Source organism: Succiniclasticum ruminis DSM 9236 (assembly GCF_900112895.1).
Lineage (GTDB): Bacteria > Bacillota > Negativicutes > Acidaminococcales > Acidaminococcaceae > Succiniclasticum > Succiniclasticum ruminis.
On the sequence record NZ_FONL01000004.1, the window covers coordinates 35,551 to 48,184 of the forward strand.

General features: G+C 48.4%; 13 protein-coding genes and 2 tRNA genes. 10 read left to right on the forward strand and 5 right to left on the reverse strand.

The features are described from left to right. The first annotated feature begins 26 nt into the window (after positions 1-26). Positions 27-443, forward strand: coding sequence for a MaoC family dehydratase (locus BM159_RS04590; RefSeq protein ID WP_218149510.1), 417 nt, complete (start codon positions 27-29; stop codon positions 441-443). Continuing rightward, entirely contained in the window at positions 440-1,402 is a 963-nt protein-coding gene (locus BM159_RS04595) for an alpha/beta hydrolase (protein WP_093913091.1), read from the forward strand. Before BM159_RS04590 ends, BM159_RS04595 begins: the two co-directional genes overlap by 4 nt. Before the next feature lie 201 nt (positions 1,403-1,603). Here the strand turns inward: BM159_RS04595 and BM159_RS04600 are convergent, their stop codons facing one another. The 3 genes from BM159_RS04600 to BM159_RS04610 all read right to left on the reverse strand — a co-directional run bounded on the left by BM159_RS04600 (position 1,604) and on the right by BM159_RS04610 (position 2,955). Next, positions 1,604-2,416, reverse strand: coding sequence for a TFIIB-type zinc ribbon-containing protein (locus BM159_RS04600; protein WP_093913092.1), 813 nt, complete (start codon positions 2,414-2,416; stop codon positions 1,604-1,606). A 70-nt stretch (positions 2,417-2,486) separates the two neighbouring features. Then, a tRNA-Pro gene (locus tag BM159_RS04605) sits at positions 2,487-2,563 on the reverse strand. 56 nt (positions 2,564-2,619) lie between these two features. After that, on the reverse strand, positions 2,620-2,955 hold the full coding sequence (locus tag BM159_RS04610) for a hypothetical protein (protein ID WP_093913093.1): 336 nt from the start codon (positions 2,953-2,955) through the stop codon (positions 2,620-2,622). Positions 2,956-3,201: 246 nt separating this feature from the next. Here BM159_RS04610 and tyrS point away from each other — a divergent pair, with 246 nt between their 5' ends. The 3 genes from tyrS to BM159_RS04625 all read left to right on the forward strand — a co-directional run bounded on the left by tyrS (position 3,202) and on the right by BM159_RS04625 (position 5,960). Continuing rightward, positions 3,202-4,422, forward strand: a complete 1,221-nt coding sequence (gene tyrS / locus BM159_RS04615; protein WP_093913094.1) for a tyrosine--tRNA ligase — start codon at positions 3,202-3,204, stop codon at positions 4,420-4,422. 82 nt (positions 4,423-4,504) lie between these two features. Beyond that, positions 4,505-5,806 carry a branched-chain amino acid transport system II carrier protein gene (brnQ, locus tag BM159_RS04620; protein WP_093913095.1) on the forward strand — a complete coding sequence of 434 codons (1,302 nt, stop codon included), beginning with the start codon at positions 4,505-4,507 and terminating at the stop codon, positions 5,804-5,806. 77 nt (positions 5,807-5,883) lie between these two features. Continuing rightward, a tRNA-Val gene (locus BM159_RS04625) sits at positions 5,884-5,960 on the forward strand. 64 nt (positions 5,961-6,024) lie between these two features. On the opposite strand, the gene BM159_RS04630 is transcribed toward BM159_RS04625, so the two are convergent. Next, positions 6,025-6,762, reverse strand: coding sequence for a polysaccharide deacetylase family protein (locus tag BM159_RS04630; protein WP_177205913.1), 738 nt, complete (start codon positions 6,760-6,762; stop codon positions 6,025-6,027). A gap of 439 nt (positions 6,763-7,201) precedes the next feature. Here BM159_RS04630 and BM159_RS04635 point away from each other — a divergent pair, with 439 nt between their 5' ends. From BM159_RS04635 to BM159_RS04655, 5 genes are all read left to right on the forward strand, one after another. Further along, positions 7,202-7,753 carry a LemA family protein gene (locus BM159_RS04635; protein ID WP_093913097.1) on the forward strand — a complete coding sequence of 184 codons (552 nt, stop codon included), beginning with the start codon at positions 7,202-7,204 and terminating at the stop codon, positions 7,751-7,753. An 82-nt stretch (positions 7,754-7,835) separates the two neighbouring features. Continuing rightward, complete coding sequence (locus BM159_RS12085) at positions 7,836-8,930, forward strand: TPM domain-containing protein (protein WP_245763634.1); 1,095 nt, start codon at positions 7,836-7,838, stop codon at positions 8,928-8,930. 267 nt (positions 8,931-9,197) lie between these two features. Beyond that, complete coding sequence (gene rsmD, locus BM159_RS04645) at positions 9,198-9,755, forward strand: 16S rRNA (guanine(966)-N(2))-methyltransferase RsmD (protein ID WP_093913098.1); 558 nt, start codon at positions 9,198-9,200, stop codon at positions 9,753-9,755. Between the two features lie 63 nt (positions 9,756-9,818). Continuing rightward, positions 9,819-10,310, forward strand: coding sequence for a pantetheine-phosphate adenylyltransferase (gene coaD, locus BM159_RS04650; protein ID WP_093913099.1), 492 nt, complete (start codon positions 9,819-9,821; stop codon positions 10,308-10,310). A 101-nt stretch (positions 10,311-10,411) separates the two neighbouring features. Beyond that, positions 10,412-11,062: an ATP synthase F0 subunit B gene (locus tag BM159_RS04655; protein ID WP_143089394.1), complete on the forward strand. Its 651-nt coding sequence runs from the start codon at positions 10,412-10,414 to the stop codon at positions 11,060-11,062. Positions 11,063-11,252: 190 nt separating this feature from the next. On the opposite strand, the gene BM159_RS04660 is transcribed toward BM159_RS04655, so the two are convergent. Continuing rightward, positions 11,253-12,476: a nucleotidyltransferase family protein gene (locus BM159_RS04660; RefSeq protein ID WP_093913101.1), complete on the reverse strand. Its 1,224-nt coding sequence runs from the start codon at positions 12,474-12,476 to the stop codon at positions 11,253-11,255. Between the last annotated feature and the right edge of the window lie 158 nt (positions 12,477-12,634).

A 12,634-nucleotide genomic window follows, 5' to 3' on the forward strand; every position in this document is an offset into this window, starting at 1 on the left:
TAATGGATGGCGGGAAGAGGGAAAGTATGAAAGAAATCAGTAAAGGCGATGTTTTTATATTGCCTGCAAAAAATGTGACTCAGGCAATGATCAATCATTATGCGGATGCGGCGGAAGATCACAACCCGCTGCATATTGATCCGGAATTTGCCAAAACCACACGTTTCGGAGGAACTATTGCCCATGGCATGTTAAGCGTGGCATTCATTCAGGAACTGATGATTCGTACGTTTGGCAGGGTCTGGCTGGAAAACGGTGTGATTGAAGTGAGCTTTATGGCGCCGGTTCGTCCGGGAGAGGTTATTACTACAGAAGCAAAAGTAACAAAGGCCGTACCTGCAGAAGGCCAGGGGGATAAACTGCAAATCCGGATGCAGGTGGTGTGCCTGAACGGGAAGAAGGAAAAAGTAATTAAAGGGACAACGGAAGTAATAGTTTCATGAGCATACAGTTGACCATCACGAAGCTGCTGGTACGTCTGTCGGGGAGCAAGCGTATCACCGGTCTGCCAAAGGACAAGCTGCTGAAGCAGATACACAGACGCAACAAGCTGAACCGTTTCTACATCCCGACAGACGGGAAATTTCTTTATCGGGATGAAACGGTACGGGTTGTTGGTCTGGACGGTGCTGGCGGGGAAAGCGGGTTGTCAGTTTCTGCAGAGAGGCTTTCTGAAGCGTTTCACTGCCTGGCAATCTGTCATAAAAATAAAACGGGAAAAGCTGTCCTGTGTGTATATGGCGGAGGACTTTTACTGGCGCCGCCCCGGATGTTCGTTGGTTTTGCAAAAAAGATAGCGGCCAATACGGGAGCGGATGTGTGGTTCCCCTATTATCCGCTATGCGATGAATATACGATTCGGGACAGCGTCCGCATGCTGCAGGAAGTGTATGCTGCCATGTGCCGGGAATATGAAGATGTGCGATGGTATGGCTATTCCTCCGGCGGGGCATTGCTGCTGTTGCTTGGAGCCTACCTGAATGAGAATAATAACCCTTTGCCCATGCCGGAAAAGCTAATACTGATTTCTCCTGGTGGTATACCGTCTACGGAGGAAGAGTGGGAGAAGATGCAGTCCCTGAACAGCAAGGATATCATGCTTTCGGCACAGTATATGAAAACGATACAACCGCTGCTGTCCCACGGTAATACGACGATTCCCCGGTGGATGCAGAGCTGTGACGGGGCAGATTTTTCGGGTTTTCCGGAGACGTGGATTTATTACGGAACTTCGGAAGTGCTTTCTGCCAAAGCTGCGGCCTATGACGAAATGCTGACGAAAGCCGGGGTAAAGCACCATTTGAAAATGGCGAAAGACATGCCGCACTGTTATTGCGCCACGGTATTTTTCCCGGAAGCAAGGGAAGATTACGAAGAGACGATGCGGATTTTGAGGGAATGAAATAGCAACCAGGTGTTTTAACGGCAACAGCTTACGAAACAGTACGTATTTACAAACAAATGGAACCGCCTTTTCTGAAGCGGAAATCAAGACAAAAACAGCCAGCCGGTTCATTCGGCTGACTGTTTAATGTTTGTCGTTTCATAAAAACAACCGATATGCGATGTAACTCGGGGAAATAACCAAAGTGGCGATGCTCAGTTACTTCTTGTAAGTATAAATTTTTTTCAGTGCTTCCGCTGCATCTGCGCATTTCAGGTAAGGCGGATGAGTTTTCTGTTCTCCTGCGGCGCTGCGTAAGGAATTATTGTAATAATAATAACCTGCAAACTCATTTGTTTTAGGATTTTCAGCGGAAAGGCTGTAGTAAGTTCCGTATTTAAAGAGCAGGGCGCGGGCAGTAATGTGCTCCGGGTCCGTGTAGACTGCCAGTTTGAAAGCATTTTCTTTCGTCATGTCGAACTCGATTTCAACCGTTTCAGCATGTTCGCCCTGTTTGTTCAGAACTGTTTCGTTGGTTTTGGCGACTTTATAATATATTACGTTTGCAGTTTCAGAGTTGACAGCCTTTTCTGTCCGGAAAAAGTGAAGTTTGTGCTTTTGGGCCAATGTTTCTACATCCCGCGTTGTACCGTCCGGTCTCAGTTCCATAAAGAAACGGTGCAGGTCAGTTTTGGGCACGATGTCCTGCGGTTTATTTTTGTCCAGCAGCAGGGAAAGGGCAAGACCTGCCGTAACAATAAGAAAAACTATGATAAAATCGCGGACCCGGGAGGCTTTGCGTTTTTCCGGGCTGGCGGTTTCTTTTTGCGCCGCTGGACGTTTCTCAGGCACTTCAGTTCCATTTTCTGCAGCTTCTTTCATCTTTCCGCATGCGGATCGCTTTTCATCTGTTTCCGTATCTTCGGAAATCATAAATTCATTGCCGCAGTATTGGCATTTTGCGTAGTTGTTATTAACGTCAGTTGTGAGCGTGGCGCCGCAATTGGGACATTTCAGGTTGTATATTTTCATGACAGATGTCTCCTTTCGCTATAAAAAAACCGGAAGCCAGATACCTACTGACTTCCGGTTGTTTTTAACCTGGTCGGGGCGGCGAGATTCGAACTCACGGCCTCTTGTACCCGAAACAAGCGCGCTACCAAACTGCGCCACGCCCCGACAACATAATTATTATAGTAAATTCATTTCAATTTGTCAACAGCAAAATAAAAAACTTATCCCTGCGTCACCACACGGATGTTGCTTACATTAAATGCTTTGGAGATGGCAGGAATAGCGTCCCGCAGGATAAAGGTGCGGTGCAGTTCGCTTTCAGCTACGATCAGACAGCGTTCACCGGATACGTTAATGTTATGGATGCGGTTGATAAGCCTGTCGAATTCGGCATCGCCCAATTCTTCCCGCAACATTTTCAAGCCGGGCATCAGTTGGGGCTTTTCCTTGGCAAAACGTTTTTCAATCGGGGAAAAGGGTACAGTTACAACACGGGTATCGCGGGCGGCGACAAAGTTCTCCTCGTTCTCGCCCGGTACGACTAAATCAGGTCTCATTCTATTATCCTCCTGTTTGTAAGAAATACTTTTAATAATATTATCCAAATATTATCTCTGCCTGGGCAGGGTGTATTCTGATACATCAATATTATAAGTAATTGTGATAGGTACGTCAAGGAACCAAAAACAAAATAGTTCTATAAAAAGGGGGGTTTTAGCACACAACAGTCTTGTAATAAGATAAGAAATGGGTTAGAATAATACATACTTACTTATTTAAAATTACAGGAGGGTTTTAAACCGATGTCTGTTTTTGATGTGTTGCAGGAACGTGGTTTTATCGCACAGGTTTCCCATGAGGATGAAATCCGGGAAATGCTGGAGAAGAAAAAAATTACGTTTTATATTGGCTTTGACCCGACGGCGGACAGTCTGCATGTCGGTCACTTTATTGCTCTGATGGCTATGGCCCATATGCAGCGGGCAGGGCATCGTCCCATCGCACTGCTGGGCGGCGGCACCGGTATGATCGGCGACCCCAGCGGCAAGGACGATATGCGCAAGATGCTGACGCCGGAATTTATCAACCACAACATTGAGTGCTTCAAAAAGCAGATGAGCAAGTTCATTGATTTTTCCGACGGCAAGGCGCTGATGGTGAACAATGGAGACTGGCTGCTGAGTTTAAATTACGTGAACCTGCTGCGGGAGGTGGGCACGCATTTTTCCGTGAACCACATGCTGGCGGCCGAGTGCTATAAGAAGCGCTGGGACAAAGGCCTGACATTCTTTGAATTTAACTATATGATTATGCAGGCGTATGATTTTTATACGCTGCATAAGAACTATAACTGTGTGCTGGAAATGGGCGGCGACGACCAGTGGTCCAACATGCTGGCCGGCGTGGAACTGATCCGCCGCAAAGACCAGAAACCGGCTTTCTGCATTACCTGTAAGCTGCTCACGACCAGTGACGGCCGCAAAATGGGCAAAACGGAAAAGGGCGCCCTGTGGCTGGATGCGGAAAAATGTTCGCCTTATGATTTCTATCAGTACTGGCGCAATGTGGACGATTCTGACGTGGAAAAATGCCTGGCGCTGCTGACCTTCCTGCCTATGGAGGAAGTCCGCCGTCTGGGAGCGTACAAAGACGAAAAAATCAACGAAGCGAAAAAGGTGCTGGCCTATGAAGTGACCAGGCTGATCCACGGCCAGGAGGAAGCGGACAAAGCGGTGAAAGCTACGGAAGCCCTGTTTGGCGGCGGAGCGGATATGGAAAATGTGCCCACGCTGGAGATTTCCGAAGCAGATAAGACTGCCAAACTGGTTGACGTCCTGACTGCGCAAAAAGTATTCGGCAGCAAGCGGGAAGCACGGCAGATGATTGCCCAGCGGGGTCTGTATCTGAACAATGCGGCGGTGGAAGATGCGGAATTTGCGCTGACACCGGAGCTGTTCGCGGAAGATGGCGGCGTGCTGATCCGTAAAGGCAAGAAGAAGTATTATCGTATTGTTGTAAAGTAAACGTTTGAAAGTTGCATTATCTTAATTATTATTTTGAAAACGCACGTCAGGTGCGTTTTCGTTTTCTTATCAGGTGATTTTTATGAACAATTCCCTTTCTCTCAATAAACTGATTCCGGTAAGCTTAGTTTTGTTTTCTTCGTTTTTCGGCGCCGGCAATCTGCTGTTTCCACCGCTGTTCGGGTATTTGGCTGGCAGCAACCTGAACATTGCTACGTTAGGCTTTTGCATTACCGGCGTGAGTCTTCCCATTCTGGGGGTGCTGGCCATCGCTATGACCGGCGGTACCGACCTGACGGAAGTAGCGGCGCCTGTTAATATTGCGTACGCAAAGATTGTCATGTTTTTGTCCAGCATGGCCATCGGGCCGTTGTTCGCTATTCCCCGCACGGCTGCGTTCAGTTATGAAATCGGTATCAAACCGCTGCTGGGAACTACGGAAACATGGCAGCTGGCTCTGTATTCCGCCCTGTATTTTGCATTCAGCTTCTATGTGGCGAATAATCCGTCCAAAGTGCTGAACTGGCTGGGAAAAATCCTGACACCTGCATTGCTGGTATGCCTTGCGGTACTGTTCGCGAAAGTACTGCTGGCGCCGTCTTTCGTGCCGGGCGCGCCTCAGGATGCCTATCTGAACACCCCTTTCCTGAAAGGATTCCAGGAAGGGTACAATACCATGGACTTACTGGCATCTTTTCTGTTTGGCGCGGCAACACTGACTTCCATTAAGACACTGGGGATTGAAGGCAAAAAAAATCTGATCCGTGCCTGTCTGTGCGCGGGTCTCATTGCCGCAGCCCTGCTGGCCGTCATCTATTACTTCCTGGGGTATGCGGGAGCGGAAGCGCACCGTTACCTGTCTGGTGAGTTTTCCAACGGCGCCGGCATCCTTGTGGCAACGGCCCATGAATATCTGGGTGCAGGCGGTACCGCTATCCTTTCCGCCATCATCATTCTGGCCTGTCTCACTACCAGCATCGGTCTCATTGCTGCTATTGCCGATTATTTCCATATCCTGTTCAACCAAAAGCTGTCCAAAAAAGCGATGGGATTTCTGGTGGCGCTTCTCAGCTTCCTGCTCTCCAACTTCGGGCTGGATATGATCATCAAGATGGCGATTCCCGTTCTGTGTTTCTTATATCCGGTTATGATTGCCCTGGCCTTGTTAAATGTGTTTGGCTTTGGTGGTAACAAGCGTGTGTTCCGCTGTACGATGTGGATCGTTACGTTGTTTGCTGTTGTGGAAGGGCTGAAGGCAGCAGCTATCCCGGTTCCTATGGAAAGTATCCTGGCATCGGTGCCTTTGTATATGGAAGGATTCGGCTGGTTCACTGTGGCGGTGATAGGCGCTGCAGTAGGAGTCATCTGGGACAGGGTAAGCTGAAGACTTTCTGAAATTCTGTAAAAAAAGCTGGTATTTTTTCCGTTACAGGTGTATAATACCTCTTGTAAACAAAATATGCTCGGATAGCTCAGTTGGTTAGAGTGCTGCCCTCACATGGCAGAGGTCCAGGGTTCGAGCCCCTGTCCGAGTACCAGAAAAAAATCCCCGGAATCATGTTTTTATGATTCCGGGGTTTTGTATTATAGGATATCTGAATTTTACCTGTTCTTAAAAATAGATTCGATATGTTCATTCCAACTGAACACACCATAACGCTGCAATGTGTACATCGTCTGTTTTGTTTCCGGCCTGACCGTGGCTACAAACGCCATTTCATAACAGGATTTTGCTTTGTCAGATACAGTGTCATTTACCTTGCCGCCGGGGTAGGCCAGTGCGCAGACCGGTTTCCCCAAAATTTTTTCGAGCGTTTCTTTGGATGAACGCAGTTCAAAATCAATTTCGTTTGCGCCCATATCGGTTAAGTTTACATGATTCGCGGTGTGGGAGCCGATTTTCATTCCGTTTGCCTGCATTTCCCGCAGTTGGGCTGCGGTCATCCGGTTTTCTTTCCCAATGGTACTGCTTACCACAAAAAAAGTGCCAGGCACCTGCTCTTCCCGTAAAACAGGGTACGCATAATTATAATTGTCAGCATATCCGTCGTCGAACGAGATCAGCAGTGCTTTCGCGGGAAGTGGTGCCAAACCTGACGCATAGTTTTGCAGATCGCCTACATGGATAAACACATAGCCTGCTTCCTTAAACTCCCTTATATGTCGGCGAAAAATTTCCGGCTTTACGTTCATACAATCATTTTCGCGGTCTGGCGTCACTTCATGGTAGCAAAGAGCAGTGACGACCGGTAACCCCGGCGCAATATCTTTTGCGCGTTTCAGCCGGGCCATTTCCTGTCGGATATCCGGTCCGTAGACCGTTCTGGCAATCGTTGACAATAATCCTGAATTCTGTAGCCAGCCCATGTACCGGGCAAAGGAAAACAGACCTATGCATATGCATATAAAACCAATGATTATAAATTCAAAATTAATCTTTTTAAAGGGCAACTGGCAAACCTTCTTTTCGATTATTGGTAACAAGCAACCTCATTGTACAACGGCTATTCTTTAAATTCAAATGTTTTTTTGAAAAAACTGAAAGGAATTATGTACAATTATTGAGCCTGTTCTGATTCTGTTGCGGACACAGTCAAAACCAATACCGGGTTCTGTATAGTATTTAATCAATATCTGCCGCTATTCCGTACGTGTAAATTATCTGCAAAACCATGTAAAATGTGATAAAATCAAATTGGAAAAAGATGTAGTGAATTATAATGAATGGTACGTATGATGTGAAAATAATAATACGTTTGGTGTTACGGGAGGTATTTTCATGAGCGCTTTGGTAAGTATTCTGATGGTCGTTGTGCTGGCGGTTGGATCGGTGTTCGGCTTTTACAATGGTATGGTTTCTGCCCGGGAGAATGTGGATAGTAAGTGGTCCCAGGTAGATAACCAGCTGCAGCGTCGCAGTGACTTGATTCCCAATCTGGTAAATACGGTAAAGGGCTATGCGGCTCACGAGAAAGAAGTGTTCCAGTCCGTGTCCGATGCCCGGGCAAAAATGGCCGGCGCCAGGTCAGTAAGCGATAAGCTGGCGGCCAATACGGAGATAAACAGTGCGCTGTCGCGTTTGCTGGCAGTGGCTGAGAATTATCCCCAATTGAAAGCGGATCAGAATTTTCGGCAGCTGCAGGACGAACTGTCTGGCACGGAAAACCGTATCGCGGTGGCCAGGAAGGACTACAATGACGCGGTTCAGAGTTACAACACGAAGATAAAATCACTGCCATATTCCCTGTTCGCCGGGGCATTAGGCTTTACGGCGCGGGATTATTTCAAGGTAGAAGAAACAGCCAGGACAGTTCCGAAAGTGCAGTTTTAAGGATGGTCTGCCGGATTGCCGGTTTGAGCCCTTTCAAACCGGTTACAGGATTATTCTGTGATATGAAAGCGCAGTATAAAGAATGAAATATTTTTTAAGACTGCTGTTGGTGGCGGTCTATGCTATGATAGCTGGCATCTGGTTCTTTGTGGACGATGAGCCTGCTGGAACAACCGTTCAGGTTCCACCGAAGCCGTCTGCATCTTCTGGCATTTATGTGCAGGATTATGCAGGCGTTATTTCTGCGCCTGCCCGCACCTATCTTCGGGACCTGGGTCGCCAGCTGGACCAGAAGACTACGGCCCAGCTCACGGTGGTGACGGTGAAGAGTCTGAACGGCGCACCGCTGGAGGAGTATTCCCTGAAACTGTTGCGGGACTGGGGTATCGGCAATAAGGAAAAGAATAATGGCGTGCTCCTGCTGATTTCCACCGGGGACCGCAAGTCACGAATTGAAGTGGGCTACGGGCTGGAGGGTGCCCTGACGGACAGTCTTACCGGGCAGATTCAGGATCGGTATATGATTCCTTATTTCCGAGAAGGGACCTATGAGGAAGGAATTGCCCGCGGGTATGAGGCCCTGGCCCTCCGGATTGCGAAGGAATACAATGTGCAATTGGCAGCCAGCGGCTACAACAATCATTCTTCGGGTACGGTCAAGGCTGGCGCTGACGGACAGTCCACTGCGGCGCTGTTTGAAAAGGCCCTCAAGGAACAGAACGGAACGGAGAACGCGACAGGGAATGCAATAATTGGAACAGAGGTAAATCGGGGTGCTGATTCGCAGAACGGAAGGGAAAGTGCTGCTCAGCAGGCAGATCAGCCAAAAGGGCAGGACGATGATTCGCGGAATCAGTCGGTAAACAGTGGCGGAACTGCTCCCCCCGTTACGGATCCCCCCCTGCTGGCGGGAGCCTTTAGCGTATTCGGTTTTCTGCTGATGAAAGGCGAGTGGCTGGTAGATACTTTTGGCTGGGTTCCGGTCATAGTTGCACTGCTGCTCATTGATTTTATCTTGTTCAACGGCGCAATCACCAGTCTGTTGCTGCGCGTTCTGGGGTTCTTCTTCAGCGGTGGTGGCGGCTCCGGCGGTGGTGCTTCCGGCGGTGGAGGATACAGCGGCGGCGGTTTTGGTGGCGGCTCCGGTGGTGGGGGTGGGTCATCCCGCAGTTGGTAACCGTTTTTTCTGTTCCGCTGTGTATTATTTCCCGAACGGAATGGTTACGGAAAAATGGGGTTATAAGGCAAAATCATACTATATTTTGTGTTTTTCACAGATTTGTTACAATATTTAGCAATAGGAAAGTGACAAAACGGCAGTTTTGTTGTATGATAAGTAAGAATATTAATGTCCTGCGATGTTCAGTGTAAAAGAAAAACCGCAGGTACGCCGGTTCCCGGAAAATATTGCTTTGACCGGCAGAAAGGCGCGGCCTGAAACGCGATGCGAATTATTACGGGAAAGGCACGGGGGCTGCACCTGAACGTGCCGAAAAATTATGATGTGCGTCCTACGGCGGACCGGGTGAAAGAGTCCCTGTTCAGTATTATCGGCAGCAAGGTAGTGGGCGCAGCAGTGTTGGATCTGTTCGCCGGCAGCGGTAATCTGGGGCTGGAATCCTGGAGCCGCGGGGCTCGGTTTGTGCAGTTTGTGGATAACAGTCGGATGTCTCTGCAACTGACAGACAGCAATATCCGTAAATGCCGGGCAGAAGCGGACTGCAAGGTGTTAAAGCATGACGCTGAGGCAGCGGTGGACCTGTTGTACAAACAGGGGCAACGGTTTGATTTGATTTTCGTGGATCCTCCTTATAATAAAGGCTGGGTGCAGAAAATCCTGGCGAAGCTGGAAAAAAATCAGCTTCTGGCAGAAAACGGCTGGCTGGTTGCAGAGCATTCAGCCCATGACGACATTGCGGACGCTGTGCCGGAAAGCTATGAAATTTTTCGAAACCGGCAATACGGGGAAACGGTATTGAGTTTTATAAAAAGGATTTTATGAAACGGTGTCGAAGCTTATTAAAATTAAATAAGTTTTAAATTTGTCGCCTAAGGGGGAGCAATGATGCGCAAGGCTGTATGTTCAGGCAGTTTTGACCCAGTGACCATAGGGCATATCGATATTATCGAGCGTGCCAGCCGGATGTTTGACGAGATAATAGTCTGTGTGTTCTACAATCCGGGAAAAGCAACGTCTCTGTTTACTCCAAAGGAAAGGGTAGAAATGCTGAAAGCGGCTACATCCCACCTGCCGAATGTGCGGGTGACCAGCTGCAGCGGGCTTTTAAACGAGTTCTGCGAAAAGGAAAAAGCTTCGTTTATTGTCAGGGGTTTAAGGGCTTTCACAGATTTTGAATATGAATTCCAGCGGGCGTTGTTGTTGAAAAAGATTAATGAATCACTGGAGACGGTTTTTATCATGACGAATGCCAACTATTCATATATCAGTTCATCCGGTGTGCGGGAGCTGTTAGCATTTGGCGGCGACATAGGGCAGCTTGTGCCGGCTGGCGTGGAAGAGCTGATCCGCAAATACCAGAAACGTAAAACAAAGTGAGTGAGGCTGCATCTGGAGTATAAGTAACTGGCGCAGATGGGATAATACAATAAACAGCTGGCGGCAGGGCTGCCAAATTGAAAAAGAAAGAGGATATGAAAATGCTGGAGAGACTTAGCACAAACGTAACACTTGACCAGATTTTTGACGACTTATACAATTTGATTTCGGAAGCGAACCGGATTCCGCTGACAGACAAAATCATCGTGGAAGAAAGCGATTTGTCTGCGATTCTGGATGATTTGAAGGAAGCGATTCCCAAAGAAGTAAAACGTGCGTCGGAAGTTCTGACAGAATCACAGAAAATAATGAGTTCTGCAAAAGAAGAAGCTGCCGCAACGGTGGAAAAAGCCAATTTGGAAGCGGAACATATCATCACAGCTGCCAAGGAAGAAGCAGACCGTCTGGTTCGCCAGGAAGAAATCGTACGACAGGCCGAGATGCTTTCCAAAGATATTAAAACTTCTGCCCAGCGCTATGAAGATGAAGTGAAACAGGGGGCGGACCAGTACGCGGATCAGGTGAAGACCGATTCTCTCCAATATGCGGACGATATGCTGGGGTACCTGGGCAACAGTTTGCAATCTGCCCTGCGGGCTATTGAAGACAACCGCAATAGTGTGAATGAGGAACGGAAAGGATTGGCGGAACTTATCGCATCCCGCGTGCAGCATGCGGCTGCCCAACCGGAAGCAATCCCGGCGCCTGTAGCAGCGGAAGAAGCGGAAGAGGTGCCTGCTGAAGAAGAATAACCGGGCGTGATTTGACCGGAATTGCGCGTTAGTTTGTGTTGGGCCTCATTGTACGAACGAAAAAACTCCTTATATGCGGCAGGATCGTTTGCAATCAAACCGTAGATAAGGAGTTTTGATTTCATTATGGGGATATTCAGATACAGGCTGTTCCGGAAAGCTTTCCGGAAAATCTAAAGCAATCCGCGATTTACTTTACATAAAGTGGTGACGTGGTAAAACAGGTTCCGTATATTCCAATGTTGCCGTTCAACAACTGATACAGATCGGCGGCATCGGCGTCCAGTTGAAACAGCGGATACAGGGCAGTGTTTTTGTAGTGCTCTATGCGGCCTGGTTTTGTTACGACAGGTAGTTTTGCGGTTTCTTTCATTTTTTTTAGCAGGTTGCGGCCCCGGTTATTGAAAGCCAGTACCCGTAGGTAAGCCGGTTCCGGTGTTTCTGTCCAAAATGCCCGGCCTTTATGTAACAGCAGTTGCAGTGCGAGCCGACGGACAGAGGGCAGCGGATTTCGTTTGCTGGTAATACTCCGGCAGAAGGAACGGTAGCCCTGCTGCAATTCTGACTTTCCATTATGGAAGCGGTCACATAATTCCCGGCTTCCGCTGCTGTGTTCATACAGGTCATGGCTGTTGCATCTGGCAAGCAGACTACCCAGAAGCAAGGCCAGGGTTTCTTCCTGCTGTACAAAGCGGGCGGCATAATTGGTTTCATTTGGTTTTAGTAAAGCTAAGGAGTCTTCCGGCATAACGGAAGAAAGGGAAACGGAAGCACCGTTGTTTCGCAATGCTGTACGAATGGCGGAGGCGGACGCGTAAGGCGGCGTCAGTACCGTGTCGTTGTAATTGCTCCCCTGGCGCGGCAGAGTAATCAGTTCGAAAGACAGATTGTTCTGTATAACAACTTTTTGATATGCCAGCGCCAGCAGGTTGTTTGCTCCTTTGAACCAATTGGCGTCTTTGTGTTTTTGCATGGCTGCGGTTTCCCAGGCTGCGCCGTAGGACAGACCCTTTTGCAGTAACGTTTTTATCTGCTGTTCGGTTTCTGCCTGCAGCGACCAGGCAGCAGTTTCTGCAAGATTGTGCCCGGCATCCTGCTCCGTACCGCACACCAGTGTGTTAACAAGGCCTGTGGCAGCCAGCGTTTTTACTGCCCCGGCAGCAAAATAATCTGCGCTGCGCAGGCTGTACCATGAAGGCAGCAACAAGACCAGGTCTGCGCCGGCATGCACAGCTGCGGCGGCCCGGGACCAGGGATCGGTCAGGGCGATTTCGCCCCGTTGCACGAAAAAGCCGCTCATGCAGGCAATAACCGGAACATTGCCAAATTTTTCCCGGATTGCCTGAAGCTGCCATTTATGCCCATTATGGAAAGGATTGTATTCAGTTGTGATTCCGATTATCTGCAAATTCATAGGGAACTCCTCTTGCAATATTGCCCCGGCTGTTATACAATCGTTTCAGCCAAAAAGAATCATGAAGGGATTAGTCCTTTTTTCCTTTTTTATTATTTTATCATAAAATCAGGAAAGCTCGGATAAATTCCTTTGTTGATTTTATCTTGACAAAGGTT

Excerpts from the sequence above, each read along its gene's own strand:
- BM159_RS04590 (WP_218149510.1), top strand. The coding sequence starts at position 27 with ATGAAAGAAATCAGTAAAGGCGATGTTTTTATATTGCCTGCAAAAAAT.
- BM159_RS04595 (WP_093913091.1), top strand. The coding sequence starts at position 440 with ATGAGCATACAGTTGACCATCACGAAGCTGCTGGTACGTCTGTCGGGG.
- BM159_RS04600 (WP_093913092.1), bottom strand. The coding sequence starts at position 2,416 with ATGAAAATATACAACCTGAAATGTCCCAATTGCGGCGCCACGCTCACA.
- BM159_RS04610 (WP_093913093.1), bottom strand. The coding sequence starts at position 2,955 with ATGAGACCTGATTTAGTCGTACCGGGCGAGAACGAGGAGAACTTTGTC.
- tyrS (WP_093913094.1), top strand. The coding sequence starts at position 3,202 with ATGTCTGTTTTTGATGTGTTGCAGGAACGTGGTTTTATCGCACAGGTT.
- brnQ (WP_093913095.1), top strand. The coding sequence starts at position 4,505 with ATGAACAATTCCCTTTCTCTCAATAAACTGATTCCGGTAAGCTTAGTT.
- BM159_RS04635 (WP_093913097.1), top strand. The coding sequence starts at position 7,202 with ATGAGCGCTTTGGTAAGTATTCTGATGGTCGTTGTGCTGGCGGTTGGA.
- BM159_RS12085 (WP_245763634.1), top strand. The coding sequence starts at position 7,836 with ATGAAATATTTTTTAAGACTGCTGTTGGTGGCGGTCTATGCTATGATA.
- rsmD (WP_093913098.1), top strand. The coding sequence starts at position 9,198 with ATGCGAATTATTACGGGAAAGGCACGGGGGCTGCACCTGAACGTGCCG.
- coaD (WP_093913099.1), top strand. The coding sequence starts at position 9,819 with ATGCGCAAGGCTGTATGTTCAGGCAGTTTTGACCCAGTGACCATAGGG.
- BM159_RS04655 (WP_143089394.1), top strand. The coding sequence starts at position 10,412 with ATGCTGGAGAGACTTAGCACAAACGTAACACTTGACCAGATTTTTGAC.
- BM159_RS04660 (WP_093913101.1), bottom strand. The coding sequence starts at position 12,476 with ATGAATTTGCAGATAATCGGAATCACAACTGAATACAATCCTTTCCAT.